Raw genomic sequence first — 26,597 nt, forward strand, 5'->3', positions numbered from 1 at the left:
AGCAAGTCGCCATGGATCTGCGTCGTTGGACCCGCTGGTCGTTGCTGTGGACATTGGCGGTCATGCCGGGCCTGTCTGTCGCCGCCGGCAAATGTGAACGACTGATCGCCACCGGCAGTCCGGACGCACCGCCTTATCTCTGGCAAGACCCTCAGGACCCCAAGCACCTGATTGGCGCCGGTGCCGACCTGCTGGCGCACGTCGCGACGGAGCTGGGGATCAAGATCGAGCTGCTGTATGCCGGCAAGCGCGCCCAGGCGCTGGACGAAGTGCGCAGCGGGCGCATGGACCTGCTCACCGACGCTCCACTGACAGCCGCTGGGCTTGAAGCGTTGGATTACGTCCATCCGCCGCTGTTGGAAAATGATTACCTGGTCTGGACTCGCAACGACTCGACGCTGGTCATCAACCAGCCCGGAGACCTTCATGGGCATCCCGGCGCGCTGTCGGAAAAGGCTCGAATGACCCAGGGATTTGGCATTTTCGCCGAGCAGCAATTGTCCCTGATCCGTACGCCGAACCTGACCCAGGCCTTTCAGAAATTGCTCTTGGGCGAGGTGGAATATGTCCTGGCGGGGCGCTATTCGGGCTTGGCGACGGCGCAGACATTAGGCTTGGCCAACGATCTACAGGCCGCACCGCAACCGGTGGATAAACCGGGATTGTTCCTGGCGGTTTCCCATAACTCCGCCTGCAATGACCCATGGTTGCGCGGACAGCTGGCGCAAAAGATGACAGAATTGGCCGCGTCCGGCCTGACGGAGGCTGTATTGCAACGCAATCTGGAGCGTTGGAAGACACAGTTGAAGCCTCCTGTCAGTGCCCCAAAACAGTAGGGAATATTAGTGACTATTCGACCTCTTTTCGCTGCCCTGGCCGTTCTGGCTCTGGCGGGTTGTGCAGCCGATCCGGCGCCGAATGAACAGATCCGCCTGACTGAACAGGCCATCGAGCAAGCCCGTGCGGTGGGTGCCACCACCGAAGAAGTGCCCGAGTTGAAACTGGCCGAAGAAAAGTTCGCTCGTGCCAAATCGAACATGGCCGACGAATCCTACAAGAAGGCGCGCATGCGGGCCGAGCAGGCCGAGCTGGACGCGCGCCTGGCCGAAGCGAAGGTGCTGAGGCTCAAGAGCCAGGAGCAACTGAACGTGCTCGATACGCGCATCAAGCGCTTGCGCAAACAGTTGAGGGAGGATGCCCAATGAATCACTCCCATGTTTTCGGCGGCCTGCTGATTGCAGGTCTCGCGAGTTTGTATGGCTGCGCCGGCCAGCGCAGCGAGGCAGTGCTGGAACAGGCCAGCGGCGATTTCCAGAAGGTCAAGGAAGACGCCAACGTGCTGCGTGCCGCGCCCCGGGACGTGATCCGCGCCGGCGAATCCCTGGCCCGTGCCGATCGCTTGTCCAGCTACTGGGGCAGCGGTGAGGATGTGCAGCATTACGCCTATCTGAGCCAACGCTACAGTGCGATTGCCCGGGAGCACAGCAATCAAGTGCTCAACGAAGAGCGCGCGACGAAGCTCGAGCTTGAGCGCCAGCGTCTGCAATTGGCCTTGCGCGAGTCCAAGTTGCTAAGTGTCCAGCAGCAGGGCAAATGGCTGGAAGAGCAGATCATGGCGATGGCGACAACCCAGACTGATCGCGGCCTGGTGATGACGCTCGGCGACGTGTTGTTCGACACCGGCGAAGCTGAGCTGAAAAACTCGGCCAATCGCGTGGTGCTCAAGATCGTGCAATTCCTTCAGCTCAACCCCAAGCGCGTAGTGCGTATCGAGGGCTACACCGACAGCACCGGTGGCAAACAGGAGAACCTCAAGCTGTCCCGTGACCGCGCGCAAGCGGTGGCGGACGTGCTGGTGGACCTGGGAATCGACGAGAAGCGTATTCAGGTCGAAGGCTACGGCGATCAATACCCGGTGGACGTCAACGCCTCCGAACGTGGCCGGGCACAGAACCGTCGGGTTGAAATTGTGTTCTCCGACGAGAAAGGCCAGCTCGGCGCCGCCCGCTAAGGGCTGCGGCTCTGGAAAACCCGGCCCCTATACAGGCGCCGGGTTTTTTTGGGCTCGGCGATTGTCCGGCAAGCGGTACAGTTAGAGCTGTCACTCCACTGTACTGTCGAGTAATCTGGCAACTGTCCCAGTACACTTCTAAACTGTTACGGTATCGTTTCCGACAAGAATAAAATGCCCGTGAAATCGAGTGCTGCGTCATGACCAACCTCTTGCTCTACCAACGTATTGCTCAACAGCTGGCTGAAGACATCCGGCGCGGTGTGTATCAGCCCGGTGAACGCGTGCCTTCGGTGCGCAAGATGAGTTCGCAGCTCAACGTCAGCCATGCCACCGTGCTGCAGGCCTACGCCAACCTTGAAGACCAGGGCTTGATTCGCGCGCGGCCGCAATCGGGCTATTACGTGCACCAGACGCCGGCCCTGACCGCGCCGACGCCGGACATTGCCCGAGTGGAGCGTCCGGGGCTGGTGACGCGCAGCAGCATCATCCAGCAGGTACTGGTCGAGTCGCGCCGCGAAGGCGTCTTTCCGTTGGGCGCAGCGGTGCCGAGCGTCGATTACCTGCCTGTCCGGGCATTGCATCAGCAGTTGGCCAAGGTCACGCGTTTCCACAGTCCACGCGCGTTCAGCTACATGTTCAGCCCCGGCTTCGAACCGTTGCGCCGCCAGGTGGCGATTCGCATGCGCGATGCCGGTGTCGTGGTGGATCCTTCCGAAGTCGTGATCACCCATGGCTGTGTCGATGCGCTGCAGATGTCGTTGCGCGTGCTGACTCGACCTGGCGACCTGATCGCCGCCGAATCGCCAACCTATTACGGTTTGCTGCAACTGGCGGATCTGCTGGGGCTCAAGGTGATCGAGATCCCGAGTGATCCTGTCACTGGCATGAGCCTTGAAGCCTTGCAACTGGCGGCCAACCAATGGTCAATCAAGGCGCTGGTCCTGACTACGCGCCTGAGCAATCCCCTCGGCGGCACCATGCCTGAGGAGCGGCAGAAGCAGCTGCTGCGCCTGGCGTCGGACTTCGACATTCAGATCGTCGAAGACGATATCTATGGCGAGCTGATGTTCGAGCAGGGCCGTACCAAGGCGCTCAAGGCCTACGATCGATTGGACCGGGTGATCTATTGTTCGAGTTTTTCCAAGACGCTGTCACCAGGCGTGCGCATTGGTTGGATGATCGCCGGCAAGTTCCAGCACGAAATCCAGCGGCTCCAGACCTTCAGTACCCACTCGGCGTGCAGCGTCACCCAGATGGGAATCGCGGCCTATCTGGAAAACGGCGGCTACGACCGACACCTGCGCTATATCCGCCAGGAGTACCGCAAAAACCTCAGCGCCTTCCAACTGGCGGTGCAGCAATACTTCCCGGAAGGCACGCAAATGAGCCGTCCCACCGGAGGTTTCATCCTGTGGGTCAGCCTGCCGGGGCGGGTCAACACTCAGGAATTGCATGTGCGGGCGTTGCAACAAGGCATCAGCATCGCGCCAGGGCTGATTTTCAGCAACACCGAGCAGTTCAACCATTGCATCCGGCTCAATTGCGGCACACCGTGGAACCGCGAGGCAGAGCGAGCGTTGATGACGCTGGGGCTGCTGGCCACTCAATTGTGCCAAGAGACAGCCAACGGGTTTCTATAGGAATCAGTGGCTTGGTTTGATGCGCTTGTCAGCGCCTCATAATCGGGCGAGCATGGAGACTCTGCCGCAAATGTCGTTGTGTCTATGAAAGCTATAGGTCCTGCTGCCTGGGTTTTGATTGGCCTGTTGAGCGCCTTCCATGTCGCAGGCGTTGCCGTGGCGGCTCCAGCGCAGGAAAAAACCACCGCTAGCGCCAAGAAGGACACGCCGAAGAAAGCCGCGGTGGTCAAAAAGTCCCCTGCTAAAAAAACCGCCACGACGAAGAAAAAACGCGCGCCCATCGCCTCCAAGAGCAAATCGGCCCGTGAGGTTGCCAAGACGCCTTTGCCGCCGGCCAAGCTTGACCTGAGCCTGCCGCACGATATGGTCGATGAGCTGCAACCCCCGGGCAAAGTACCGTTACCCAAGCGTGAGCCGTTATTGCCGTCGATGTTCAGCGAGAAGCCCGGTCCGTTCCAACTCAACGGTCGCCTGTTGAGCAACGAGATGCAGCTGCCGCTGCGCAACCAGGAGCGCAACGAAGTGGAAGGCGCCGCGCTGGAGTTCGAATTCAAGCAATAAGCGCTGCAAAACACTGCTGTTCGTCGCTGACCGTCCGGTCACCGGGCGATGTACGAAAAAACACGCGGCTGGCAATTTGAAACAACTGTTTTAGTCGTTACTCTGTCTTCTGTTACCAATCATTACCTGTCGTAAGGATCGTCCTCATGGAATGCCGTGAAGGCTGTGGCGCCTGTTGCGTCGCCCCGTCCATCAGTTCGCCCATTCCGGGCATGCCCCAGGGCAAACCTGCGGGCGAACGTTGCGTGCAACTGTCGTCCGCTAATCTGTGCCAGATCTTTGGCCAACCGGAGCGTCCGGCGGTGTGCTCGGCATTCGAGGCCGATATCGAGGTCTGTGGTTACAGCAGTGACGAAGCCATTCGGCTGATCGGTTGGTGGGAGCAAGTCACGGCAGCGTAATGCGTCAAGATCGGAACTTCGAAAACAAGGAAAACAACTATGGGTTCGCTGCATCGTATGGCTGTGTTGTGTGGTTTGACTGTGTTCTTGGCGACGGCTACAGCCCAGGCTGAGGATTGGCAGGTTGCCAAGGAAAAGGAAGGTATCAAGGTTTCACTCAGTGAAGTCAGCGGTTCCAAGTACAAGGCCTACCAGGGCGTGACCGTCATGAAGACCACCATGGCGAAGTTGCGAGCCTTGCAGGAAGACGTAGCGGGCGCCTGTGCCTGGATTCATGAATGCAAGAGCCAGAAACTGCTCAAGCACGAAGGCGGCAAGAGCTGGACCTACACTCAATTCAACACACCATGGCCGGTTACGCCCCGTGATTCCGTGCTGCAAGTCACTACCGTCGAAGGCGCGGATGGTAGCCTGACCCGCAACCTCAAGGGCGTACCCACTTACGCGCCTGAAGAAAAAGGCTGCGTGCGAGTGGCACAAGTCGACGGTTTCTGGAAATTCACTCCCAAGGGGGCGGATCAGGTCGAGGTGATGTACCAGGTCCATACCGAGCCGGGTGGCGACGTTCCGTCCTGGCTGGCTAACAAGTTCGTCGTGGATGCGCCGTTCAATACCCTGAAAGCGTTGAAAGAACGCGCCGAAAAATAATCCTGATCACTCTAAGAAAAACCGCCCTTGAGGCGGTTTTTTCGTAGGTGCCGCCTACGAACTCAGCGGAACGATTGTTTCGCCGCCAATGTCGAGATAGAGGTAAGCCCGGCCATTCCATCGATCAAGGAGACACTGATGCAAAAGTGGGAAATCACCTTCGTTGACGATCACGGCGAAACGATCGCCGAGCAGTTTGATTACGCCCAGGAGCCCACGATGGAACAAGCGGCACAACTGATTCGGGAGAAGCTGGTGCCTCTCTCGAAAGAGCTTGACCTCAACGATTTGGAAGGTCGCACCGACGACCCCACAGTCAAGAGCCTGAAGACCCAAAACAGTATTGAAATCATCAGCATTAAATCGGCTTCATGAAATTCATTGTCTGGTCCCGCTTGGCAGCCGCACTGACTTGAAGCTACTCTGCAATCGAGATCAGCGAAAGGATCGCCAAGGTCCGGTCTTGTCAGCTACATGCTTGTGTCCCGACGGTCATTTGATGCCGTATCGCTTGTAACGCAGGTTGCACGCACGGGAAGACGGAAAGTCTATCCATCGGTTCTGAGGAGGACGTTTCATGAGCACAGCCTATCAAGAAGATATCAGCACCAGCGTGTTGCGCCGCATGAAAGAAGGCGGTTTCGATTTTTCCCAGTTTCATCCCATCGAGTTCTACGCCATTTTTCCCGACGAGGAACGGGCACGGCGCGCGGCAGGTCATTTTCGGGGAGAGTCGTTAAATGCGCAGATCAGCGCTCGGGATGATGGCGCCTGGTCATTGGAGCTGAGCCGGGTGATGTACGCCACTTATGACGACATTGGCGACTTCGAGATGAACTTCGAAGCCGTGGTCGAACCTTTGGGTGGCATCATCGAAGGGTGGGGCGTCAAGCAGGAGATTCGGCGCCTGCAAGCCTGATACTTTCCAACAGATCCACAGCAACGGCTGGCCATCGTGTCGGCCGTTTTCATGTGTCTAGTAACGCCTGGCGAACTCCTGGCGAGCGCGCCTTTGTGGGGGAGGAGCAGCTCACCCCAATGGCCAACTTACTGCTCCAATGGCTGCTTGCGCCCCGCCATGTGCTTCAAATACCCCACCAGCAAATCCAACTCCGCGTCCGGCAGCACCGCCGCCGCGAACCCGGGCATTTTCCCCTGGGGCCAACGACGCAGGCTTTGCGGATCCCGTATGTAGCGCTTGAGGAAGTCTCCCGAGGAATATTCTGTGGGATTGAAGGGGATGTTCAGGTCCGGACCGAACTGCGCGTCACCCGCGCCGTTGAGGCGATGGCAAGCCAGGCAGTTTTTCTGGAACAACTCGAAACCTTTATTGACTGGATCATCCTTGGCCAGGGTGGGCGACGGCAGTAGCGCCGGGAAACGCTCGGCCACCGCCGACAGGCGCTTGATGGTCGCCACTGCGTAGGGCCATTGCTCGGGGCTGATATGGCCCGCTTGGGGATCGGTCCAGACCAGGTAGAAAGGGCCGGCGCCGTGCTTGCCTTGCCCCAGCGGCGGCCAAGGTTTGGCCGGGTCTTCAATCGCCAGCCACGCTCGGGCGCCGTTCGTGTTGAGCAGCGGCGCCGCAGGCATTTCGGCTGCAAAGCCGTCCAGCGCCACGGCCTGAAGATGGTCGTCCGATCGGACTCCGGTCAACAGTGCGGTCAACGGCACGGCCTGATAACTCATGGGTTTCTTGTAGGAAACATCTTCAATGATTTGGACGGTTTGAACTTCCGGATGCTTGAGCAGCTCTTCGGTTTGCCAGGTGTGCGCATTCGTACCCAGTTCCAACACCAACTGCGCGGCGTATGAAGGCGTGCTGAGCAGCAGCGCCCCGATCAATGTGAAAGCTTTCAAATAAGTCGCCGTCCATGTCGAGGGGGAGTGCAAAGGTTGGCACAACCACCGTTGTCGGAACAACGATCCGTCTCGTATTTATCGGTGATGCGACTTACTGAGTGCGGACACCACGTGCCTGGATCAGCCGATCACCTTGGTGATATTCGGCAGAATCAACAGCAGCGTCGTGGCAAAGAGAATGAGTCCGGCTTGACGAACTTTCGAATGTTTGAACATGGCTGGCCCGCCTTTTTGTTATTTCCTGAGGCCAGCCTGCATAACTCCATCTCGGCTGGCGTTGCACTTCCTGTTGCACAAGCGCCTCGGCAAAACCCGACGACTTACTTGTATACGTTTACCTTAGGGTCCACGGCTGCTATGGCTTAGATCCAATTCATATCAACTTGAGCTGTGTCGCTATTAAAAAGGCATGAGGCCTATTGCCAGCTTCTTGCCGGGCCTTTTGCTAGACAGCTTGCTTACCTGAAACGGTTAACCCGATAGCTCGCTACCGTTCGTCTGGGCGTGACTGTCAATGCCGTTGAGCACTGTGGTCATTGCATCCAGCGCCGCTGGGCTTAAGGTTGGAGGGGTTTGTTCCATGCCGATGGCGGTTCGAGGATGTCATGACCCAAGCTTATATTTTCGATGCATTACGCACGCCTCGCGGCAAGGGTAAACCCGACGGCGCGCTGTACACCGTCAAGCCGGTAAACCTGGTCACTGGCCTGCTTGCTGCGTTACGGCAGCGCATGAGCCTGGACACCCGTCATGTGGATGACGTTGTGCTCGGTTGCGTGACGCCAGTGGGCGACCAAGGCGCCGACATTGCCAAGACCGCTATTCTCGTGGCCGACTGGGACGTGAGCGTGCCCGGCGTGCAACTCAACCGCTTTTGCGCCTCGGGACTGGAGGCCGTGAACCTGGCCGCGATGAAAGTGCGCTCCGGTTTCGAAGATCTGGTAGTGGCTGGCGGCGTCGAGTCGATGTCGCGTGTGCCGATGGGCAGTGACGGTGGCGCGTGGGCGCTGGACCCGCAATCCAACCTGCACGGGCATTTCGTGCCCCAAGGCATTGGTGCCGACCTGATCGCCACTCTGGAGGGTTTCAATCGCGAGGACGTCGACGCGTTCGCCATGCAGTCCCAGCAAAAAGCCGCGCGGGCCCGTGACGACGGTTCGTTTCACAAATCGTTGGTGGCGGTGCGGGACCAGAACGGCATCGTGTTGCTGGACCACGACGAATTCATCCGCGCCGACTCAACGCTTGAAGGCCTGGGCAAGCTCAGGCCGAGTTTCGAAGCGATGGGGCAGGCGGGCTTCGATGCCACGGCGTTGCGGGTTTACAGTCATGTCGAGCGGATCAATCATGTGCACACACCGGGCAACAGTTCGGGCATCGTCGATGGCGCGGCGCTGATGCTGATCGGTTCCCAGGCGAAGGGACGGGAGCTGGGCCTGGAGCCTCGGGCGCGAATCGTCGCCACTGCCGTCACCAGCTCCGAGCCGACCATCATGCTCACCGGTCCGGCCCCAGCCACCCGCAAGGCCTTGGCGAAAGCTGGGCTGCGGGTGGAAGACATCGACCTGTTCGAAGTCAACGAAGCCTTCGCCTCGGTGGTGCTCAAATTCATCAAGGACATGGCCATCGACCCGGCCAAGGTCAACGTCAACGGCGGCTCCATCGCCATGGGTCACCCTTTGGGTGCCACGGGCTGCGCAATCCTCGGCACGCTGCTCGATGAACTGGAGGTGCGTCGCCAGCGCTATGGCCTGGCGACTTTGTGTGTCGGCGGTGGCATGGGCATCGCCACCATCATCGAACGCCTCTGAGTCCCGACTTCAAGGAACACTTTTCATGATCGACGCCATTCGTTACGAAACCGGCGAGGACCGGATCGTCGTCCTCACCCTGGACATGCCAGGCCAGAGTGCCAATACCATGAACGCGATCTACCGCGAGGCGATGGCCGTTTGCGTAGCTCGCTTGATCGGTGAAAAAGATTCGATTGCCGGCGTGATCGTCACCTCCGCCAAAAAAACCTTTTTTGCTGGCGGCGACCTGAACGAGCTGATCAGGGTCGGCAAGCACGAGGCCCAGGCCTTCTACCAAACGGTCTTGGGACTCAAGGCGCAACTGCGGGCCTTGGAAACCTTAGGCAAGCCCGTGGTCGCGGCCATCAATGGCGCGGCCCTGGGCGGCGGTTGGGAAATCTGCCTGGCTTGCCATCATCGCGTCGCGTTGGATCATCCGTCGGTGCAGATGGGTTTGCCGGAAGTCACCCTCGGCCTGCTGCCAGGCGGTGGCGGTGTGGTGCGAATGGTGCGCCTGCTGGGCCTGGAAAAGGCCCTGCCGTATTTGCTTGAAGGCAAGCGTGTGGGTCCGCAACAGGCGCTGCAGGTCGGCTTGATCGATGAGCTGGCGGCGGACCGCGACGAACTGCTGGCGAAATCCCGGGCCTGGATTCTCACCAACCCGAGCGCGGCTCAACCATGGGACAGCAAAGACTATCGTATGCCAGGCGGGACCCCGTCCGACCCGGCAGTCGCTCAAATGTTGGCGATCGCGCCTTCGATCCTGCGCAGCAAGACCCAGGGCTGCTTGCCGGCTCCGGAGAAAATCCTCTGCGCCGCCGTCGAAGGTGCACAGGTGGGGTTTGACGCGGCGCATCTGATCGAGACCCGTTATTTCACCGAGTTGGTCACCGGCCAAGTGGCCAAGAACCTGATCGGCACCTTCTGGTTTCAACTCAACGAGATCAAGGCCGGCGGTTCCCGCCCAGAGGGTTTCACGCCTTATCGGACAAACAAAATCGGCGTGCTCGGTGCCGGGATGATGGGGGCCGGCATCGCCCATGTCAGCGCAATGGCTGGCATCGACGTGGTGCTCAAGGACATCGACCTGGTCGCAGCGCAAAAGGGCAAGGCCCGCTCGGCGGCGTTGCTGGACAAAAAAGTCGCCCGTGGCCAGCTTGCCGATGGACAGCGTAATGCCACGCTGGCGCGCATCCATCCCACCGACAGCGATGCCGATCTGATCGGTTGCGACCTGATCATCGAAGCCGTATTTGAATACCGGGCTTTGAAATCCACCGTGTCGGCGGCAGCCCAGGCGATGGCAGGGCCTGACGCGGTGATCGCTTCCAACACTTCGACGTTGCCCATCAGCGGCTTGGCGATGGCGGTGCCGGACCCGGGCAAGTTCATCGGATTGCACTTCTTCAGCCCAGTGGAAAAAATGCCTTTGGTTGAAATCATCAAGGGGGCGCGGACCAGCGAGGAAACCCTTGCCCGGGGCTTCGATTTCGTCCTGCAAATCGACAAGACCCCGATCGTGGTCAACGACAGCCGCGGCTTCTTCACGTCGCGGGTTTTTGGCACCTTCATCAATGAAGGCATCGCGATGCTTGGCGAAGGTGTGAGTGCGCCGATGATCGAAACCGAGGCGCGCAAGGCCGGGATGCCGGTCGGGCCCCTGGCTGTTTCAGATGAAGTTTCCCTCAGTCTGATGAGCCATGTCCGCACGCAAACGGCCAAGGACCTGCAAGCAGAAGGGAAGACGCCGATTGAGCACCCAGCGTTCGCCGTGATTGACTGGCTGCTCGAGAAAGACAAGCGACCGGGCAAAGCCGCCGGCGCCGGTTTTTACGAATACCCGGCCCAGGGACAGAAATACCTCTGGCCGAAGCTCAAGCACCGCTTCGAGAAGCCCGATCGGCAAATCCCGCCTCAGGACATCCGTGATCGCCTGCTGTTCATCCAGGCCTTGGAGACCGTGCGCTGCGTCGAGGAGGGCGTCGTCACTTCGACGGCGGACGCTAACCTCGGCTCGGTCTTCGGCATCGGCTTTGCGGCCTGGACGGGCGGTGCGTTGCAGTTCATCAACCAATACGGTGTGCAGGCGTTCGTGGACCGTGCCCAATCCCTGGCCGATCAATACGGTGAACGTTTCTCACCGCCCGCCCTGTTGCTGGAAAAAGCTGCGAGCCAGGCGCTGTTCTGACGGGGAGGGGGCTTGCCTTGGGGCGGTGTTTCAAGGCAGGCTCTGGGTGTGCAATATTCCCATCATCGTGTCAGGTATTTTTTATGTCGCTACGCATCTGCATTTTGGAAACCGATATCCTGCGTCCGGAACTGGTCGACCAATATCAGGGTTACGGGCAGATGTTTCAGCGCCTGTTTTCGCAGCAGCCCATTGCGGCTGATTTCACCGTGTACAACGTGGTGGAAGGGCAATACCCCAGTGACGATGAGCAATTCGACGCCTATCTGGTCACAGGCAGCAAGGCCGACTCCTTCGGCACCGATCCCTGGATCCAGACCCTCAAGACCTACTTGCTGGACCGTTACCAGCGTGGCGACAAGTTGTTGGGCGTCTGCTTTGGCCATCAGTTGCTGGCGCTGCTGCTGGGTGGCAAGACCGAGCGGGCGAGCCAAGGCTGGGGCGTGGGCACCCATCGTTATAAGCTCGCGGCCAAGGCGCCGTGGATGAGCCCGGTAATGGAAGAATTGACCTTGCTGATCAGCCATCAGGATCAAGTCACCGAGCTGCCAGCAAATGCCACGGTCATCGCTTCAAGCGATTTCTGCCCCTTCGCGGCCTATCACATCAACGATCAAGTCCTGTGCTTCCAAGGCCATCCGGAATTCATCCACGATTATTCCCGGGCCTTGCTGGAGATCCGCCAACAGCACCTCGGCGAACAGATCTATAGCCAGGGCGTGGCGAGCCTTGAACATGAACATCACGGCACGACCGTGGCGGAGTGGATGATGCGTTTTGTGGCTCAGAAGCAGCTTTAAGCTTTAAGCTTCAAGCTCCAAGCACTGCAAGCCCGAACTTGCACCTTGAAGCTCAAAGCTTGCAGCTGCTCCTCTCCTACAACCATCCCGACCGCTTGAAACTCACCCACAACGCGGTACACCCCACCCCGATAAACCCCAGCACCAGGAAGTAGCCGTAGTGCCAGGTCAACTCCGGCATATTCTCGAAGTTCATCCCATAGATCCCGGCGACAGCCGTCGGGAACGCCAGGATCGCTGCCCATGCAGCGAACTTGCGTTGCACCACGCTCTGGCGTGACGCTTCGAGCAGCACACCAATCTCGATGGTCTGGCTGGCAATGTCCGCCAGGGTCGCCAAGTCTTCCATCTGCCGGGTGACGTGAATCTGCACATCACGGAAATAGGGGCTCATATTCTTGTCGATGAACGGAAAGTCCAGCCGCTGTAGTTCTTCGCTGATTTCCACCATCGGCGCCGCGTAGCGACGCAGGCGCAGCACGTCGCGGCGCAAACTGTGCAGATTTTGGATGTCTCGCTCGTTGAGAGCGCTGCACAGCACGTTGCGCTCCAGCTCATCGATCTCGGCGTGAATGGCTTCGCCCACTGGCTGGTAGTTTTCAATGACGAAATCGAGGATGGCGTAGAGGACAAAATCTTCCCCGTGCTCCAGCAGAATAGGACGTGCCTCACAGCGTTGCCGGACGTGGGCGTAGGACGCGGAGTGACCGTTGCGGGCGGTGATGATGTAACCCTTGCCGGCGAAGATATGGGTTTCGATGAACTGCAGCTTGCCGTCCTGGCGTACCGGCGAATACGTGACGATAAACAGCGCATCGCCAAACGTCTCCAGCTTCGGACGGCTGTGTTTCTCCATGGCATCTTCAATCGCCAGCTCATGCAGGTTGAACTGGCGTTGCAGGTTGGTCAGCTCCAGCGTGCTCGGCTCTTCGAGTCCGATCCACACGAAATGTCCTGGTTTTGCAGCCCAGGCGCTGCCTTCGTCGAGGGTGATGTTGGTGACTTTCTTACCGGCGCTGTAAACCGCAGCAGCAACGACTCTACCCATGATGATGGTTCACTTCTTCTTGGAAATTGGCAGTGACAGGCACGTGCAGCTTAGCGCGCCATGGTGCTTGAGAGTCAGCAAAATCCGCTGAGTTCGCTGGTAAAGGAAAACCCGCCATGGAGGCGGGTTTTTGGCTCAGGCGGCTTGCAGCTGCCGATCCATCGTCTCGATGCACTCGCGCATCTGTTCCCGGCATTGGGCGACGAGGCGGGGCATGTCATCCATGCTCAGGCCTGCCGTAGGAATCGCCGGTAGCGAGCGTATGAGAATGTCGCCACTGCGCCAGCGATTGAGGCGCATGTGCTTGATGTAGCTGCTGACACACACCGGGACAATCGGCACCCCGGCGGCGATCGCCATTTGAAAGGCGCCTTTCTTGAACGGCAGCAGCTCTGCGCCGAGGTTGCGCGTACCTTCCGGGAACACCCAGATAGACGTGTTCTCGTGCTGGAGCGTATGCGTGGTGGTCAGCATCGACTTGCGCGCCTTGAGCGCATTGCCGCGGTCAATCAACACGTTACCGGCCAGCCAGAACAATTGCCCAAACAGCGGCACCCACTTCAGGCTCTTCTTGCCAATGCACACGGTACGACGCGGCACCACGTTGCCGAACACGAACAGATCATAGTTGGACTGATGATTGGCGATGATCACGCAACCCTGGGATTTATTCACCAGCGTGTCCACCTCGGCCTTCACCCGCAAGCGCAGGATCCACATCGCAGGCAGTGCATACAGCCTGGCGCATAAACGGCTGTTGTCGGGGTTGAACGGCCGGCACAGCCCCAGCATCACGCCAAGCACACCCGCCACGACAAAATGCAGGGCCATCAACGACATACGCAGTGCAAACAACATCTACAGGCCCCATTGGGACAAAAGGTGGCGCAGTGTACGGATGTGCACTGTTTTCAGCAATTGTCCCTAAAGAGGTAGGAGATGGCCGATGTTTAAGTATTTGTTTCGCCGCAACTTGAAAGAAGCGGGCTAGAGCGGTTGCCGGATTTTTACTCGACATGTGTAGGACAAAGCGCTGGCCGCTCCCTGAATAATTTGGGGGTCAGCCCATATATTCCTGATCCAACAGAATCGCGCTGTCCAAAGTGTCCAGCAGCGCCTTGCGGACCTTGAGCTTGGTGTTCTTGTGCGCCGTCATGTTGATCTTCTTCAGCTGGCGCGCCGCCTCCAATGCCGCGGCTTGCAACTCGTCGGCCGAGACCACCTTATCAAGGAAACCGGCGTCCACGGCACTCTGCGGATTGAACATCTCTCCATTGATGACCGAGCGGTGAAAGGCAGACTTGCGCAAGCGATCGCGGGCTAGCTCGATGCCGGCGTGGTGCATGGTCATGCCGATTTGCACCTCGTTCAGGCCGATTGTGAACGGCCCGTCTACACCGATGCGGTAATCCACCGACAGCAAAAGGAACGCGCCCTTGGCCACTGCATGCCCCGAGCATGCGACGATGACGGGATAGGGGTGCGACAACAGGCGACGGGCCAGGGTGGAGCCGGACGCGACCAGGCTCACCGCCTCCTTGGGTCCGGCGGTCATCACTTTCAAATCGTAACCGCCGGACAGAATACCCGGCTGCCCGGTGATGATCACCACTGCGCGATCGGCCACCGCCTGGTCCAGCGCGGTGTTGAACGCGATGATCACGTCAGGCGAGATAGCATTGACCTTGCCGTTGTTCAAGGTCAGGGTCGCAATACCGTCGTCGAGGTGGTAGGCAATCAGGTCGCTCATGGCGCTAGTCCTTGTAAGAGAAGTGGAGCAGACGTTACCCACCGCCGCAGGCCAGGTAAAGCGCCGTGACTGACTCGCCGGTCAGCCGCGCTCCCGACAAACAGCCCGGTCCGCCCGGCAGGCCGCGCCTGCTTCTATAGCGCAGCAACCAGACAAAGCCAGAGTTTGGCCGGTTTGCCATGCCTCGGCGCGTTTGAAATGCCAGCCAGCCTTAACCACATGAAAATTCTGAAAAAAACCTTTGCCATCGGAAAAGCTTTCGACTACATTAGCGCGCCTCGACAGACTGAACAGTTTGCCGAGACACGGTGAAGTGTCCGAGTGGCTTAAGGAGCACGCCTGGAAAGTGTGTATACAGGAAACTGTATCGAGAGTTCGAATCTCTCCTTCACCGCCACATTCTGCAAACACAAATCCCTGATTTTCCTAGAGAAAGTCGGGGATTTGTGGTTTTTGGTATCTGAAAAAAGGAGATGTGGGACCCATGGTGGGAACGGCGATAGGGCGTTCGCCCATCAGCCCAAGACGGAATGGGGGTTTATGCTCCCTCGCTCTGGATTCTTGACGGTTGGAAGCGTCCATTTAAGCTGTGCAGAGGGTTAAGAAATGTCACGTAGAGCCTGGTACGAAGGGGCCGTGGTCGCAATGACCACATCCTAGTCTTAGGTATCCATGAAATCATCAGTGCGGGTCCGACGTATTACCGGAGCGGCAGCATTAACGTGATAGGCGAAAGCCCAGGGCACGGTATAAACCCAGCATATTTGGCATAGAAGTCTGATAGCCGCTCATTAAGCGGATGCACGATCATAGCGGTAGAACCAATGGTGGCAGACGCGGTGATCGCCCTCTCGATCGCATCCTGCAGCAGGTCAATCGCAAAGCCTTGGCCTTGAGCCGCCAAAGTGATCCCCATCCGCCCCAACAGTGTCACCGGATGCACGCTTGGCGAGTTGCGTTGATGGCTCTTTGGGACAACGTTTTCCCGGGCTATCGATCCGCTGGATAGGGTGTAGTACCCCGCCACGACAGGCGTATCCTTACGGCAGACCACATAGACCACGGCCTGTTTTGCGACCTGAGCTTTGCGGGCATGCCTTTGAAGATAATCGTTGATCGACGCCACGCCAGAATCGAATTCATCCAGGATGTGTTCGTCGTTCAGCTTTTCGGGAGCCCTCAGCTCCACCGTTTGGGCCTTTCGAGAAGTTGATGTAGACACTCGTTACCTCGAATCGGGTTGGCTTCCATTGCCTGTTCAAATGCGTCAAATGCCACGTCGTCGAGAAGGAACAGGCGCTTATCCAAGATGACTTCCTCTGCTTTCTGACAAGCAGCCTCCAAGATAAAGCTGGTTCGATCACGACCGGACATGGCAGCAGCCAGATCGATCAGGTTCCGTTTTTTTTCGTCCGCTCTCATGTTGATGGGAACGGGCTTTGATCTTTCAACATTTTCAATATTTACGGACATGTGATTTCCGCCTTGGATACGTTCCAGTACTGCGCTTAATATGATCTCTCGTTCGAAAGATCTAACGTTCAAATTGAAGCCGTGTTGGGGCTCCAAATGAATGCTATACCTACGTATAGCTATTGTCTATACGTGTGTATCGATTGGCTATACGGTCTGCCTCCTTGACAACCGCCGCCCAACCCACTCCGCGACCTGCGTAACGACGGCGTTTCCGGCACTGAAAGCCTCCCCAAGCTTGGCCGCATCCAGCCTGAAGCAAAACCCATGTTTTGTGGTTTTCGGCGTCCGAAAAAGGGCGATATGGGAAAATCCAGGACTGGAATGTTTAACGCGGCTCAGCGATATCCAACGCCCTATTTGCTAGCAGTCCATTGTCAGAATAGCCAATCAAAAAGCACCACTCGGCCACCGTAATGTCTACCGCCCATACGGACCCAACGGCCAGGATACTCCATGACCCACCCCCGAATCGGCTTCGCCTGCCAATACCGGCACCCAGATCGCGGCCTTTCAGTCAGCGCCTTGAAAGCAATCGAAAGCCCATTAAATCCTCGCACCACGACGTTGCGCTGGATGGACGGCGTCGCTCCCCAGGTCGCCCGCGACAAGCTACTGGAAGTGGTCGCCCACAATCTCGACGCGCAGTTGCGCCTGATCGCCTACGTTGCCGAGTTGCCGCCTACTCTGCGCATGCTTCGCCTGAGCAGCGACCTGCTGCCGTTCTACAGCCATCCGAAAGTGCGCGGGTTTTATCGGGACCCGGTTATTCAACGTCAACTTGAAGAGCGTTTCGCTGCGATTGGCGAGGTGGCGCGTTCGGCGGATGTCCGATTGTCTTTTCACCCTGGCCAATACTGCGTGTTGGGTTCGGATAAACCATCGGTGGTGGAAAACAGCATCGCCGAGTTTGAATACCACGCCGACATGATTCGCATGATGGGCTACGGACGGCGCTTCCAGGATTTCAAATGCAACGTGCACATCGCCGGGCGCCTGGGAGGCGAGGGGATTCGTGGGCTCTGGCCGCAACTGACGGAAGTGGCACGCAATTGCATCACGTTTGAAAACGAGGAGAAGACTTACGGCGTGGATGATTGCCTGCAACTCGCTGACCTTGCCCCCGTCGTGCTGGACATCCATCACTGCTGGATCAACGAGAACGATTACATCGCGCCGGACTCCTCGCGAGTCGATCGCATCATCGAAAGTTGGCGTGGGGTTCGGCCCACCATGCATTACTCACAGCCTCCGGAGCGCCTTCAAGAGTTGGGTTTCGATGCAGACCGCAAGCTTGAGATGGAGGTATTGTTGAAGGCCGTTTCCAAACGTGATTTGTACGGCCACAGCGATCGGATGTGGAATGGCTGGACGAACACCTACGCGCTTGGGTTCCTGGACCGTTTCGACATTATGTTGGAGGCGAAAGACAAGAACCTGGCGGCGCAGGCGTTCTATGAAAATGTCGCGCGGCCATATCTTGATGCATTGTCCACTTAAGCGAACTTCAGGCCACTGAACAGCATCATGCAACCCCACAGCAGTATCGGGCAAAAGCTTAACGGCGCATGCCGGTAAGGTTCTTCCTGAAGACCCTTACCCACTGAACTGCTGTGAGGTACATCATGATGAAATGGATGAGTTTGGCCTGGCGCGTCCAGGTTCTCGCTTTGTCTTTAATATTTTCAACGGCCCACGCCAGGGCCTCGGAGAACACTCAAAACACCAACACGGATCTGGTCCGCCAGGCATTCGCTAACTGGCAGCAAGGCAAAGGCTCGGCGTTCGATCTGCTGGCGCCCGATGCCAAATGGACCGTGGCCGGCACGAGCCCCGTTTCTGCTGTCTACGCCAGCAAGGCTGAGTTGGCCCAAGCCGTGCGGCCAATTACTGCGAGGCTGGCAACGCCAATTGTCCCTACGGTGCGCAGTATCGTTGCCCAGGGCGATGTCGTGGCGGTTCTTTGGAATGGAACGGCCACGGCGCTGGATCACAAACCCTACGACAACACCTATCTGTGGCACATGACGTTCAAGAATGGCCAGATCGTTGAAGTGACGGCTTTTCTGGATACCTACGCCTTGGACGACCTCATGCGACGGGTGAAACCCGCGCAGTGATGGCCTGTCGGAAACCGCGTGCTGGGCTATATTGTTCGAGCGCCCGTTTGATGGGCGCGTTGCCAATTCCCTTGCGCAACGCGCCCTTTCTGTTTGAGCCCCCGCCGCTTGCGCCTTTGAAATCTTTCCACATATGAATGCTCCCGGCAGTCATCAAACAGAAGTTGTGAAAAAACACAACAAGAGTACCATCGGCCCGAAGACAAGGACGCCCATGGATATACTCACACCATCACGTTTTGGCGACGCTGCGATTCTCTACCCAAACGATAAGGCTGGGCTTGATCGTTGCCTGCGCATTTTGAGGATGGCGCGCCCCAAAGGGTTCTCGGACCTGCAAAAGCTTTTCGGTGTGCACGGTGTCGACTTGTTCAAGCCCAGAGCTGCGATGAATTGGGTGGTGATCGACGTGGGCGGCAATAATCTGAGGGTGATAGGCGGAGTCAACTTCACCCGACAGAAGTTCTACGTCAAACACATCTACACGCATGCTGATTACGACGTTGCCAACATCTGGTATGCAAGAAACAAAGGGGTAAGATGATGAGCGCAGCCCGGACCGACTTTCAAACCGTGATCGCTACGCTTGGCGAGCTACACGCGGTACTGGATCGCCTGCGCGGTGAGTTTGTGCACGGCATCAAAACTCCTGCCGACTATAAGCGTGCGACGGACTTGCTCGATGCGCTCACCGATGGGCACGAGCTGAACAGAACCGAAGAGAGAATTCTCGTTGAACTTGAGGATGAGATCCTGGCCTACCAGAGCGACTCCGACCAGTTTCGCGAATCGAATGCCGCTTTTGAGGCGACCTGCACGCCTGTACAGCTGATCAAGGACCTTATGGAGACGGTCGGGCTCACCGGTTCAGACCTCCCTGAAATTGGCGATAAAACGGCGGTGTCCAAAGTGCTCAATGGCGATCGGCCTATCAGTCACAAGATGGCGTATGCGCTGGCCGAACGATTTGCGATGGAGCCGAGTGCTTTCTTGACCGCAGGCTCGATAGAGGCGGCTCATATCGAAACTGTTCGTCTTCCCGTCGGTAAAACTTCAGCGTATCACCGCTTTCGCAACGACCCGTTGACCGCCCATTCAGTGAAAGAGCCCAGCGCCGGTGAATACAAAGTGGTGGCTTCGAAGGGCCGCAAAAAAACAGTCGAAGAGCCTGACAAAGGGTAGGGCAGTCATCTGCTGATTAAGGGCCGGGGCCAATTGACGACCCACGGGAAGCCAGGATGATACGCACCCCCATCACCACCCCAACCAACACTGCCGCGAGACCTGCCGTCTCCAGCACTGTCGGCAGCCGGCCATGAAACCCCAAGCCGAGTACCGTCGCGAACAATGACTCCAGGGCGATCAACTGCCCGGAAAGCACCATGGGCAGGCGCCGGGACGCGGCGTTCCAGGCCCATGCCCCGACAACGGATGACATCAGCGCAATCCCCAAACCCCAGAGGTATAAATCCCCTGCAACGGAAACACCAAAACCCAGGCTCGGCAGTTTGAGCCGGTCGAGCGCTTGTACCGCCGGTAACAAGCACAAGGTGCCGATTCCGGCGCCGGCCATCATGAGACCGGTCCACGTCCCTGATGCATCGGCTGGCAGCTCAAGCAGCGCCCGCTGATTCAACCAGCTGAATACGAGCCACAACACCACGGCACCCATTGAAAACAACAAACCCAGCAGCCACGAACCCTCGCTTGCAGCGGGTTGATGAAGAGCGCCGAGATTCGATAGCAGAAGTCCAACGGACAAAAAAACCAGCGGGATCGCCAGTTTGCGCCATGGCAGGGTTTTGGTCGTGGCGTTGCCCAGCAGCGCCAGCAGGACCGGCACCATGCCAATAAAAGCCGGGGTCAGCACTGGCCCGCCGAAGATGATGCCGGCGGCGATGCAGGCGCTATAGCCCAGGTAGCCGATCACGCCCAGGCCTGCGGCCAGAAAAACTTGATTGGGGCGCAGGCGTCGAAGCTGGGCTCGGTAGATCAGCATGACAGCCAGGCCCAGGGCACCGGCGATCAAGAATCTTACGATCAACAAGTCATAGATCGTGTAGGCACCGGTGACGTAAGGCGCAATGAAGTTCAACGCCCAGCTCAGCGTCGCGACCACGGCGAGGGCCAATCCGACGATGAGGTTCGAGTGGGGCTTCACTATCACGCTGGTTCCCCGATACACCACCAATGAACGTCGACTTCATCATCGCTCTGGGTTACATCGTGCCCATGCTCGATAAAGGATTCAGGCACATCCAAGGCAAGTCGGTCGCTCAAGCGCAGCGGTGCAAGGGTGTTGTGCTGTCCCTGGAAGCTCAAGTAGTAATCACGGTCGTAGAACACCGTGACTTCACTTTGGTGCACCCAGGGCCAAGTCAGAAGGCAGGCGACGCGATAGTAGCCTTGGCTGCGATCCGCCGCACGGGAGAGATGGGCGCCTGCTTCGAGCAACTGTTGAATACAGAAAGCCTGCACTTCAATGTGTGCTTGTGGACCTTGGATGAGTGAATCGATGACTGGAATTTTCCAATGTGCGTAGCGTTCGCTTTCGTGGCACTTAGGGTAGCAATGGCCTTCAAATTTCGCGGCCCAACGCTCCAGCGCGCGGAGACGGCGGGGAATACCTCGGAGTTTTCTATCGCTGAGGGCAATTTGTCGCAAGGCGATGTCCTTATACGGTTCAATGGTACTGAGCGCCTCCAGTGTAGGCCGCGAAACGATGTGATTCGCCTTCGCCGTGGTTGGATGTGCAACTTGGTTTTTCCGACCTACGCTGGCAGCATCCGCTCCGCAGGACGCCATAACGTTAAAAAAGGAATTCACCTTGGACCCCATCCCCGCCTTCCAAACCCGCCGCCTCATCCTCACCCCCCTTGAGCTGACGGACGCACCAGCGATTCAACAATTATTCCCACACTGGGAAGTGGTTCGCTACCTCGACTGCCGCGTGCCCTGGCCTTACCCGGATGATGGCGCGCTGACGTACGTGCGCGACCATGCGCTCCCCGCTGCTGCCGCCGGGCGCGAGTGTCACTGGATGATCCGTATTTCAGGGGATCCGACACGGATCATCGGCAGCATCCATTTGTACGACGAGCCTGGCAACAATCGAGGTTTCTGGCTGGCCCCAAAATGGCGGTAGGCTTCAGCGGCGATTGGCGTCCAAATCCGTTAACGACGATGTACAACAGCGGACCGATTGATACGAAGATGGCCGTTATTAGGATGTAGGGCAGCAATGATATGAGCGACCTGCCTTTCAAGCGAGTGTCCCGGTACATCCAGATGCATGCCATGCAAGCGAGTAGATAAAGATCGATGACGACCTGCGCGGTGTCCGGGCGAGACATGAGCCCGAGTCCGAACGCCAGGAGCGATTGCTCGGCGAGCAACACAGTACTCGCCGTGTACATTGAAAAAAGCAGTAGCGCGATAAGTGCAACGTAGGGTCTTTTCACTTTGCCTCCTTGGACTCGTTCATGATCAGTGGAAGTAGGCTAGTGATTCGACCGTCATGGTTTCAATGACCTCTGAGGTCATCGACGCCGCTCACCCTGCAATGCCAGAGTCAACGGATGACCAGTCGACCTTTCTCTCGAACAACGCCGCCAACCTCGGCCGGAGCGCAACTACGTCACTTGCGCCAACAGGCCGGACTGAGTCAGTTGGACTGCGCACTGATAACAGGGCTATCCCAGCGTCACCTTAGTTGCATCGAGACGGGGCGCGCGAAGCCAAGTCCCGGCACTCTGCATAACTTGTTGACCGCCCTGGATGTACCGTTGGAACGATGCAACGACATCTTCCTCGCCAGCGGCTACGCCCCTCGCTACGAAACGACACCGCTCACATCATCGACGATGGAAGTGGTGCGTGATGCCATTGAACACATCCTTCGCGCCAATAACCCTGCGCCGGCGATTGTCTTGGGGGCTCAATGGGACATCCTTGGCGCCAACGCCAGCGCGGGAGTGTTGTTCGATCTGGTTGGCCTTGCCAGAAACGCAGAAGAGGGGCTCAACCTCTTGGTGACACTGCTGCAACCCGCTGGCTTGGGCGATCATTTGAGTAACGCCGAGGAAATAAGACTAGTGGCTTGGCAACGAGCATCCAGGGAAGCCTTGAGTAATCCAGCGCTGGCTGAGATTCTGAAGAGCCTGCCGGCCCCAGACAGCGCTGCGGCCCTGGCTGACGAACTGCCTCCGCTGTTGCTGACACGAGTTGATTCTTCCCAGGGGGAGCTGCGGTTCATGTCGACGTTCACTACGTTTGGCATGCCGCTCGACATCACGATGAGTTCATTGCGTATCGAGCATTTGATTCCTGCCGATGCCAAGACCTGGGAGGTCATGGCCAAGGCGTATGAGCAGACGCAACAGAAACAATGATCAAGGAAGAACAATGGTTCATCTAGTAGAAGCGGCCGTTAAAACAGGGCGAGTCGATAATTCAATCTCCAGCAGAGCGTTTACATGCAACTGAGCTTTCAAAAGATGCATGCCAATGGCGACGACTTCGTTATCGTCGACTCCCGAAACACAATCAACCAGGTGACCAGTGCCATGGTCAAGCGACTGGGTAATCGGAACCGGGGCGTGGGCTTCAACCAACTCGCAGTGCTGCTCGATTGCGACGATGCTGATGCGCGCGTGATGTTCTGGAGCGCAGATGGCTCCGCGCTGGACGTTTGTGGCAGCGCGACGCGAGGAGCGGCGGACCTGCTCATGCGCGCAGCAAATGTCAGGTCGATAACCCTGCGCACCAATCGCGGTTTGCTTACCTGCAAACGTACGCCAACCGGCGACATTTCGGTCGATATGGGCGTGCCGCTTTTCGGCTGGTCGGACATTCCCTTGGCGCAAGAGCTGGATTCCACTGTCTTGCCACTGGCCGGCAGTCCAGCCGCATGCAGCATGGGAAATCCCCACTGCACCTATTTTGTCGATGATCTGGCCAGCGTTGATATCGCGACGATAGGACCGGCCATCGAAATCAACGCACTATTTCCACTCAAGACCAACGTTCATTTCGTCCAGATCATTGATCGCACACATATTCGGTTGCGCATCTGGGAACGCGGGGCGGGTATTGCGCTGGGCTCAGGTTCTTGCTCTTGTGGCGCGGCTGTTAATGGAATTCGTCGTGGTTTGTTGGACGGTTCCGTCGAGGTTGAATGTGATGGCGGAAGCGTGACGGTGCAATGGGATGGTGTTGGCTCGGCCTTTCTTATCGGGCCGGTGGAGGCGAGTTTTTCGGGAACGATGAGTCAAGGCTGAGTCGGTAGGCTTTCCACCCCGACATAGCAAGGATCCGCAGGAGGTTCAGCTTGCTCGCCAACGCGGCAGCGAGTTACACACGGTCTTAATATTTACACACTGCGTGGCGAGGGAGCTTGCTCCCGCTTGAGTGCGCAGCGCTCACAAAAGGGGCTGCTGCGCAGCCCAGCGGGAGCAAGCTCCCTCGCCACAGGTTGTCGGTTTGCAGGCTTATTTGGCGGGCAGGCTTATAAAGTGGAACCTGCCGGTGCCGCATCCAATCGACGGGCAATCACATCCATCACATCACACCCATCACGCAGCGGGATGCAGCACAGCTGTGCCAGGTCTTGAAGGGTCGCGGGATCGATGGTCAGTTCATCACGCATCGCCAAATTCTCCAGGAATTGTGTGGCGGCACGGATTCGGTAGGCTGCTGAGTCGAGCAGGATGTGTAGTGGGGCGGTGGTATCATTGCCATGGCCGTAAGTATCTGAGCTGTATGCCTTACAACTCAACAAGCCCGCTATTTACATCAGGGCCAAATCCCAACGATATGTAGAATATTTCTGTAGCCTCATTGCCCGTGTCTGCCCCTCACCCCCCATTTGCCCCTCCGGCGCATCCCACAATCCAATCGCGCATTCCCACACAGCGGGGGATAATACGGCCCAGCTTGGGGTTACAAGCGCTATCCTCGTTGGTATTGGCGTCTCAAAAGGATCGAACGCAATGACAGATTGGCTCCAAAGCTACGGAGAAATGGCTGTGCGGGTCCGCCGCCATCCTTGGGAAGGCACGCCGCTCGGGGCGCCTGGGCAGTGGCCCGATGTGCTGAAGACCACGGTGGCGCTGAGTCTTGCTTCCCATTTTCCCCAGGCGATCATCTGGGGCCCCGAGCTTGTCACGCTTTACAACGATGCGTTCCTGCCCATCCTCGGCAGTAAACCCGACGCGCTGGGCCGGCGATTCGATGAGGTCTGGCAGGAAGCCTGGAGCGAGATCGCTCCGATCATGCAGGCGGCCTTTGAGGGGCAAGCCACCTTTATTGAAAACTTCCCGCTGGTGATTGAGCGCGGTGGTGGCCCTGAACGGGCCTATTTCACTTTCTGCTACAGCCCCATTCGTGACCAGTTCGGCAAGATCGTGGGTGTGTTGGATACGGTCACCGAGACCACCTCCACGGTGTTCATGACTCAGCGGCTCGCCGTGCTTGATGCCATTGGCAGCGCCGTGGCGAATGCCACCGACCCGCAGACCATCATGGCGATCACTACGCGCATTCTGGCGGCGCACTTGAACTTGTCCAATTGTGCCTACGCGGACATGGATGAAGACGAGGACGGTTTCACCATTCGCGGCGATTGGGCGAGAGCCGGGTCGCCGAGCATCGTCGGACATTATCGACTGGCGGATTTCGGTCGACTGGCCGTCAGCAACCTGCGGGTCGGCAAACCATTGGTGGTGAACGATAACCTGGCGGAACTCGAGCCGGAGGAAGCGGCAACCTTCCAGTCGATTGGTATCGCAGCCACCATTTGCGTTCCGTTGATAAAGGACGGGCGTTTGACCGCACTGATGGCAATCCACGATAGAACGCCTAGGGTCTGGTCTTCCAACGATCTGGCGTTGCTGATGGAAGTCACGGAGCGATCCTGGGCCCACATCGAGCGTGCCCGTGCGGACGCCGCGGTGCGTGAAGGCTTGGCCGCGCTGGCTGAATTGAATGCTACCCTGGAGCAACGGGTCGAGGAACGCACCACGCGGCTGAAGCAGACCGAAGCGGCGCTTCATCAGTCGCAGAAGCTCGAAGCCATAGGCCAGCTCACCGGCGGTGTAGCCCACGATTTCAATAATCTGCTGACAATCATCCGCTCCTCCGTCGATTTCCTGCGTATGCCCAATCTGTCTGATGAGCGCCGACAGCGCTACATGTCAGCTGTTGCCGAGACGGTGGAGCGCGCGTCGAAGCTGACCAGCCAGTTGCTCGCGTTTGCCCGCCGCCAGCCTTTGAAACCGGAAGTCTTCGAGGTGGGCAAGCAGGTGCAGAGCCTGGGGGACATGCTGGAAACCGTGACGGGCGCCCGAATACCCGTCAAGGTCGAGCTGTGTGACCGGCCTTGTTATATCCGCGCTGATTTAAGCCAGTTCGAAACGGCCATCATCAACATGGCATTGAACGCCCGGGACGCCATGAACGGCCAGGGTACGCTGTGGCTCAGGCTCAATTGCGGTGCCGGCATACCGCCGATCCGTGGCCATGCCGGGGCCGCGCAGGCTTTTGCTGCCATCGCCCTGGAGGACACAGGCACCGGGATCGCTCCGCAGATACTCGAACACATCTTCGAACCGTTTTTCACCACCAAGGAGGTGGGCAAGGGTACGGGGCTGGGGTTGTCCCAGGTGTTTGGTTTCGCCAAGCAGTCGGGTGGCAACGTCGACGTTTCCACCGTTGTCGGAAAGGGGACCCTGTTCACCTTGTATCTGCCGGAAGTGGAAGTTGAAGAAGTGCGTTTACCTCCCATGGAGGAAACCCCGCAGTTGAGGTTGGAAAAAGGCCGACGGCGGGTATTGATCGTGGAAGACAACCTGGAAGTGGGGCGTTTCGCCAGTCAGATTCTGCAAGACTTGGGGTACGAAACGGCCTGGGCGACCAACGCTGAGCAGGCACTGGAAATGGTCGGCCAGGATGCGATGGCGTTCGATGCGATATTTTCCGACGTCCTTATGCCTGGCATCAGTGGCATTGCGCTGGCCAGGCAGCTGCGCCAGTGTCGCCCGGACCTACCCGTGGTGTTGACGTCTGGCTACAGCGAAGAGTTGGCTCGTAGCGGGCATGAGGGCTTCGAGTTTTTGTCCAAACCCTATTCCGCCGATCAGGTTTCACGTGTCTTGAGCCGGACGATGCTGGGCGCCGAATGAATGTTTTCTTTTTGAAACAGCGCGTTCCATTCGTCGGTCAAGGGTGTCAACGAACAGCCAGTCTGTTGATGACCGACTAGTCTCTTAGCCGTGAGGATCGATATTTCCAGGCGATCGT

The 26,597-nt window shown here is 58.1% G+C and carries 29 protein-coding genes, 1 tRNA gene and 1 pseudogene; 21 read left to right on the forward strand and 10 right to left on the reverse strand.

The genetic code is table 11. The features are described from left to right. Window positions 1-11 precede the first annotated feature (11 nt). From J3P95_RS08620 to J3P95_RS08660, 9 genes are all read left to right on the forward strand, one after another. Complete coding sequence (locus J3P95_RS08620; RefSeq protein WP_434562137.1) at window positions 12-836, forward strand: substrate-binding periplasmic protein; 825 nt, start codon at window positions 12-14, stop codon at window positions 834-836. A gap of 9 nt (window positions 837-845) precedes the next feature. Continuing rightward, a complete protein-coding gene (locus tag J3P95_RS08625) occupies window positions 846-1,205 on the forward strand; it encodes a DUF4398 domain-containing protein (protein WP_434562139.1) in 360 nt (119 codons plus the stop codon). Further along, entirely contained in the window at window positions 1,202-2,011 is an 810-nt protein-coding gene (locus J3P95_RS08630; protein WP_186645051.1) for an OmpA family protein, read from the forward strand. Before J3P95_RS08625 ends, J3P95_RS08630 begins: the two co-directional genes overlap by 4 nt. Window positions 2,012-2,211: 200 nt before the next feature. Then, window positions 2,212-3,654, forward strand: a complete 1,443-nt coding sequence (locus tag J3P95_RS08635) for a PLP-dependent aminotransferase family protein (protein WP_434562141.1) — start codon at window positions 2,212-2,214, stop codon at window positions 3,652-3,654. 84 nt (window positions 3,655-3,738) lie between these two features. Continuing rightward, window positions 3,739-4,215: a translation initiation factor 2 gene (locus tag J3P95_RS08640; protein WP_434577830.1), complete on the forward strand. Its 477-nt coding sequence runs from the start codon at window positions 3,739-3,741 to the stop codon at window positions 4,213-4,215. Window positions 4,216-4,361: 146 nt separating this feature from the next. Continuing rightward, the gene (locus J3P95_RS08645; RefSeq protein WP_434562145.1) at window positions 4,362-4,616 is read left to right on the forward strand and encodes a YkgJ family cysteine cluster protein; all 255 of its coding nucleotides are present in this window, start codon (window positions 4,362-4,364) and stop codon (window positions 4,614-4,616) included. Between the two features lie 39 nt (window positions 4,617-4,655). After that, a complete protein-coding gene (locus J3P95_RS08650) occupies window positions 4,656-5,264 on the forward strand; it encodes an START domain-containing protein (RefSeq protein ID WP_434577828.1) in 609 nt (202 codons plus the stop codon). Between the two features lie 138 nt (window positions 5,265-5,402). Continuing rightward, window positions 5,403-5,639, forward strand: coding sequence for a hypothetical protein (locus tag J3P95_RS08655; protein WP_434562149.1), 237 nt, complete (start codon window positions 5,403-5,405; stop codon window positions 5,637-5,639). A gap of 202 nt (window positions 5,640-5,841) precedes the next feature. Further along, the gene (locus J3P95_RS08660) at window positions 5,842-6,183 is read left to right on the forward strand and encodes a ribonuclease E inhibitor RraB (RefSeq protein ID WP_186611482.1); all 342 of its coding nucleotides are present in this window, start codon (window positions 5,842-5,844) and stop codon (window positions 6,181-6,183) included. 128 nt (window positions 6,184-6,311) lie between these two features. Here J3P95_RS08660 and J3P95_RS08665 read toward each other — a convergent pair whose 3' ends face one another. Next, complete coding sequence (locus J3P95_RS08665; RefSeq protein WP_434577825.1) at window positions 6,312-7,124, reverse strand: c-type cytochrome; 813 nt, start codon at window positions 7,122-7,124, stop codon at window positions 6,312-6,314. A 608-nt stretch (window positions 7,125-7,732) separates the two neighbouring features. Here J3P95_RS08665 and J3P95_RS08670 point away from each other — a divergent pair. The 3 genes from J3P95_RS08670 (at window position 7,733) to J3P95_RS08680 (ending at window position 11,908) form a co-directional block, all read left to right on the forward strand. Beyond that, the gene (locus J3P95_RS08670; protein WP_434577823.1) at window positions 7,733-8,938 is read left to right on the forward strand and encodes an acetyl-CoA C-acetyltransferase; all 1,206 of its coding nucleotides are present in this window, start codon (window positions 7,733-7,735) and stop codon (window positions 8,936-8,938) included. A gap of 25 nt (window positions 8,939-8,963) precedes the next feature. Then, window positions 8,964-11,108 (forward strand): 3-hydroxyacyl-CoA dehydrogenase NAD-binding domain-containing protein, encoded by a 2,145-nt coding sequence (locus J3P95_RS08675; protein ID WP_434577821.1) that lies wholly within the window; start codon window positions 8,964-8,966, stop codon window positions 11,106-11,108. An 83-nt stretch (window positions 11,109-11,191) separates the two neighbouring features. After that, window positions 11,192-11,908 (forward strand): amidotransferase, encoded by a 717-nt coding sequence (locus J3P95_RS08680; RefSeq protein ID WP_434577819.1) that lies wholly within the window; start codon window positions 11,192-11,194, stop codon window positions 11,906-11,908. A gap of 76 nt (window positions 11,909-11,984) precedes the next feature. On the opposite strand, the gene J3P95_RS08685 is transcribed toward J3P95_RS08680, so the two are convergent. The 3 genes from J3P95_RS08685 to J3P95_RS08695 form a co-directional block, all read right to left on the reverse strand. Continuing rightward, complete coding sequence (locus J3P95_RS08685; RefSeq protein WP_186640748.1) at window positions 11,985-12,956, reverse strand: magnesium and cobalt transport protein CorA; 972 nt, start codon at window positions 12,954-12,956, stop codon at window positions 11,985-11,987. A gap of 135 nt (window positions 12,957-13,091) precedes the next feature. Further along, window positions 13,092-13,814 carry a lysophospholipid acyltransferase family protein gene (locus J3P95_RS08690; protein ID WP_434577817.1) on the reverse strand — a complete coding sequence of 241 codons (723 nt, stop codon included), beginning with the start codon at window positions 13,812-13,814 and terminating at the stop codon, window positions 13,092-13,094. 202 nt (window positions 13,815-14,016) lie between these two features. Further along, on the reverse strand, window positions 14,017-14,706 hold the full coding sequence (locus J3P95_RS08695) for a crotonase/enoyl-CoA hydratase family protein (protein WP_434562161.1): 690 nt from the start codon (window positions 14,704-14,706) through the stop codon (window positions 14,017-14,019). A 307-nt stretch (window positions 14,707-15,013) separates the two neighbouring features. Between J3P95_RS08695 and J3P95_RS08700 the strand changes: the two genes are divergently transcribed. Further along, window positions 15,014-15,103 (forward strand) — tRNA-Ser (locus J3P95_RS08700). Between the two features lie 303 nt (window positions 15,104-15,406). On the opposite strand, the gene J3P95_RS08705 is transcribed toward J3P95_RS08700, so the two are convergent. Together J3P95_RS08705 and J3P95_RS08710 are read right to left on the reverse strand one after the other, a co-directional pair. Further along, complete coding sequence (locus tag J3P95_RS08705; protein WP_434562163.1) at window positions 15,407-15,928, reverse strand: hypothetical protein; 522 nt, start codon at window positions 15,926-15,928, stop codon at window positions 15,407-15,409. Then, complete coding sequence (locus J3P95_RS08710) at window positions 15,886-16,179, reverse strand: DUF1778 domain-containing protein (RefSeq protein WP_434562165.1); 294 nt, start codon at window positions 16,177-16,179, stop codon at window positions 15,886-15,888. Before J3P95_RS08710 ends, J3P95_RS08705 begins: the two co-directional genes overlap by 43 nt. A gap of 456 nt (window positions 16,180-16,635) precedes the next feature. On the opposite strand from J3P95_RS08710, the gene J3P95_RS08715 reads away from it, so the two are divergent. From J3P95_RS08715 to J3P95_RS08730, 4 genes are all read left to right on the forward strand, one after another. Then, window positions 16,636-17,679: a UV damage endonuclease UvsE gene (locus J3P95_RS08715; RefSeq protein WP_434562167.1), complete on the forward strand. Its 1,044-nt coding sequence runs from the start codon at window positions 16,636-16,638 to the stop codon at window positions 17,677-17,679. Window positions 17,680-17,816: 137 nt separating this feature from the next. Next, window positions 17,817-18,299 (forward strand): nuclear transport factor 2 family protein, encoded by a 483-nt coding sequence (locus J3P95_RS08720; protein WP_186640846.1) that lies wholly within the window; start codon window positions 17,817-17,819, stop codon window positions 18,297-18,299. Window positions 18,300-18,513: 214 nt separating this feature from the next. After that, a complete protein-coding gene (locus J3P95_RS08725) occupies window positions 18,514-18,843 on the forward strand; it encodes a type II toxin-antitoxin system HigB family toxin (RefSeq protein WP_434577812.1) in 330 nt (109 codons plus the stop codon). Further along, on the forward strand, window positions 18,843-19,481 hold the full coding sequence (locus J3P95_RS08730; RefSeq protein ID WP_186640673.1) for a helix-turn-helix domain-containing protein: 639 nt from the start codon (window positions 18,843-18,845) through the stop codon (window positions 19,479-19,481). Before J3P95_RS08725 ends, J3P95_RS08730 begins: the two co-directional genes overlap by 1 nt. Window positions 19,482-19,497: 16 nt before the next feature. Here J3P95_RS08730 and J3P95_RS08735 read toward each other — a convergent pair whose 3' ends face one another. Then, a complete protein-coding gene (locus J3P95_RS08735; RefSeq protein WP_434581255.1) occupies window positions 19,498-20,463 on the reverse strand; it encodes a DMT family transporter in 966 nt (321 codons plus the stop codon). Then, the gene (locus tag J3P95_RS08740; RefSeq protein ID WP_434577810.1) at window positions 20,463-21,137 is read right to left on the reverse strand and encodes a DUF3916 domain-containing protein; all 675 of its coding nucleotides are present in this window, start codon (window positions 21,135-21,137) and stop codon (window positions 20,463-20,465) included. The genes J3P95_RS08735 and J3P95_RS08740 overlap by 1 nt, the downstream gene beginning before the upstream one ends. On the opposite strand from J3P95_RS08740, the pseudogene J3P95_RS08745 reads away from it, so the two are divergent. Next, a pseudogene (locus J3P95_RS08745) lies at window positions 21,127-21,441 on the forward strand (GNAT family N-acetyltransferase); the annotation flags it as partial. The gene J3P95_RS08740 and the pseudogene J3P95_RS08745 overlap by 11 nt on opposite strands. Here the strand turns inward: J3P95_RS08745 and J3P95_RS08750 are convergent. Beyond that, on the reverse strand, window positions 21,371-21,760 hold the full coding sequence (locus J3P95_RS08750) for a DUF2834 domain-containing protein (protein WP_434562173.1): 390 nt from the start codon (window positions 21,758-21,760) through the stop codon (window positions 21,371-21,373). The pseudogene J3P95_RS08745 and the gene J3P95_RS08750 sit on opposite strands and share 71 nt — an antisense overlap. Window positions 21,761-21,877: 117 nt before the next feature. On the opposite strand from J3P95_RS08750, the gene J3P95_RS08755 reads away from it, so the two are divergent. Both J3P95_RS08755 and dapF read left to right on the forward strand, forming a co-directional pair. Then, window positions 21,878-22,690 carry a helix-turn-helix domain-containing protein gene (locus J3P95_RS08755; protein WP_434562175.1) on the forward strand — a complete coding sequence of 271 codons (813 nt, stop codon included), beginning with the start codon at window positions 21,878-21,880 and terminating at the stop codon, window positions 22,688-22,690. An 84-nt stretch (window positions 22,691-22,774) separates the two neighbouring features. Further along, window positions 22,775-23,578: a diaminopimelate epimerase gene (gene dapF / locus J3P95_RS08760; protein ID WP_434577808.1), complete on the forward strand. Its 804-nt coding sequence runs from the start codon at window positions 22,775-22,777 to the stop codon at window positions 23,576-23,578. Window positions 23,579-23,805: 227 nt separating this feature from the next. Here the strand turns inward: dapF and J3P95_RS08765 are convergent, their stop codons facing one another. Then, window positions 23,806-24,078 (reverse strand): short-chain dehydrogenase, encoded by a 273-nt coding sequence (locus tag J3P95_RS08765; RefSeq protein ID WP_434577806.1) that lies wholly within the window; start codon window positions 24,076-24,078, stop codon window positions 23,806-23,808. 211 nt (window positions 24,079-24,289) lie between these two features. On the opposite strand from J3P95_RS08765, the gene J3P95_RS08770 reads away from it, so the two are divergent. Further along, on the forward strand, window positions 24,290-26,479 hold the full coding sequence (locus J3P95_RS08770) for a response regulator (protein WP_434577804.1): 2,190 nt from the start codon (window positions 24,290-24,292) through the stop codon (window positions 26,477-26,479). The last annotated feature ends 118 nt before the right edge of the window (window positions 26,480-26,597 follow it).

This window comes from Pseudomonas sp. Z5-35, from assembly GCF_051131945.1.
Classification (GTDB): domain Bacteria; phylum Pseudomonadota; class Gammaproteobacteria; order Pseudomonadales; family Pseudomonadaceae; genus Aquipseudomonas; species Aquipseudomonas marvdashtae.

What these genes read in the sequence shown, in the direction of transcription:
- J3P95_RS08620 (WP_434562137.1), top strand. Translation starts at nt 12, where the DNA reads ATGGATCTGCGTCGTTGGACCCGCTGGTCGTTGCTGTGGACATTGGCG.
- J3P95_RS08630 (WP_186645051.1), top strand. Translation starts at nt 1,202, where the DNA reads ATGAATCACTCCCATGTTTTCGGCGGCCTGCTGATTGCAGGTCTCGCG.
- J3P95_RS08635 (WP_434562141.1), top strand. Translation starts at nt 2,212, where the DNA reads ATGACCAACCTCTTGCTCTACCAACGTATTGCTCAACAGCTGGCTGAA.
- J3P95_RS08640 (WP_434577830.1), top strand. Translation starts at nt 3,739, where the DNA reads ATGAAAGCTATAGGTCCTGCTGCCTGGGTTTTGATTGGCCTGTTGAGC.
- J3P95_RS08645 (WP_434562145.1), top strand. Translation starts at nt 4,362, where the DNA reads ATGGAATGCCGTGAAGGCTGTGGCGCCTGTTGCGTCGCCCCGTCCATC.
- J3P95_RS08650 (WP_434577828.1), top strand. Translation starts at nt 4,656, where the DNA reads ATGGGTTCGCTGCATCGTATGGCTGTGTTGTGTGGTTTGACTGTGTTC.
- J3P95_RS08655 (WP_434562149.1), top strand. Translation starts at nt 5,403, where the DNA reads ATGCAAAAGTGGGAAATCACCTTCGTTGACGATCACGGCGAAACGATC.
- J3P95_RS08660 (WP_186611482.1), top strand. Translation starts at nt 5,842, where the DNA reads ATGAGCACAGCCTATCAAGAAGATATCAGCACCAGCGTGTTGCGCCGC.
- J3P95_RS08670 (WP_434577823.1), top strand. Translation starts at nt 7,733, where the DNA reads ATGACCCAAGCTTATATTTTCGATGCATTACGCACGCCTCGCGGCAAG.
- J3P95_RS08675 (WP_434577821.1), top strand. Translation starts at nt 8,964, where the DNA reads ATGATCGACGCCATTCGTTACGAAACCGGCGAGGACCGGATCGTCGTC.
- J3P95_RS08680 (WP_434577819.1), top strand. Translation starts at nt 11,192, where the DNA reads ATGTCGCTACGCATCTGCATTTTGGAAACCGATATCCTGCGTCCGGAA.
- J3P95_RS08685 (WP_186640748.1), bottom strand. Translation starts at nt 12,956, where the DNA reads ATGGGTAGAGTCGTTGCTGCTGCGGTTTACAGCGCCGGTAAGAAAGTC.
- J3P95_RS08690 (WP_434577817.1), bottom strand. Translation starts at nt 13,814, where the DNA reads ATGTTGTTTGCACTGCGTATGTCGTTGATGGCCCTGCATTTTGTCGTG.
- J3P95_RS08695 (WP_434562161.1), bottom strand. Translation starts at nt 14,706, where the DNA reads ATGAGCGACCTGATTGCCTACCACCTCGACGACGGTATTGCGACCCTG.
- J3P95_RS08710 (WP_434562165.1), bottom strand. Translation starts at nt 16,179, where the DNA reads ATGTCCGTAAATATTGAAAATGTTGAAAGATCAAAGCCCGTTCCCATC.
- J3P95_RS08715 (WP_434562167.1), top strand. Translation starts at nt 16,636, where the DNA reads ATGACCCACCCCCGAATCGGCTTCGCCTGCCAATACCGGCACCCAGAT.
- J3P95_RS08720 (WP_186640846.1), top strand. Translation starts at nt 17,817, where the DNA reads ATGAGTTTGGCCTGGCGCGTCCAGGTTCTCGCTTTGTCTTTAATATTT.
- J3P95_RS08725 (WP_434577812.1), top strand. Translation starts at nt 18,514, where the DNA reads ATGGATATACTCACACCATCACGTTTTGGCGACGCTGCGATTCTCTAC.
- J3P95_RS08730 (WP_186640673.1), top strand. Translation starts at nt 18,843, where the DNA reads ATGAGCGCAGCCCGGACCGACTTTCAAACCGTGATCGCTACGCTTGGC.
- J3P95_RS08740 (WP_434577810.1), bottom strand. Translation starts at nt 21,137, where the DNA reads ATGGGGTCCAAGGTGAATTCCTTTTTTAACGTTATGGCGTCCTGCGGA.
- J3P95_RS08755 (WP_434562175.1), top strand. Translation starts at nt 21,878, where the DNA reads ATGACCAGTCGACCTTTCTCTCGAACAACGCCGCCAACCTCGGCCGGA.
- dapF (WP_434577808.1), top strand. Translation starts at nt 22,775, where the DNA reads ATGCAACTGAGCTTTCAAAAGATGCATGCCAATGGCGACGACTTCGTT.
- J3P95_RS08770 (WP_434577804.1), top strand. Translation starts at nt 24,290, where the DNA reads ATGACAGATTGGCTCCAAAGCTACGGAGAAATGGCTGTGCGGGTCCGC.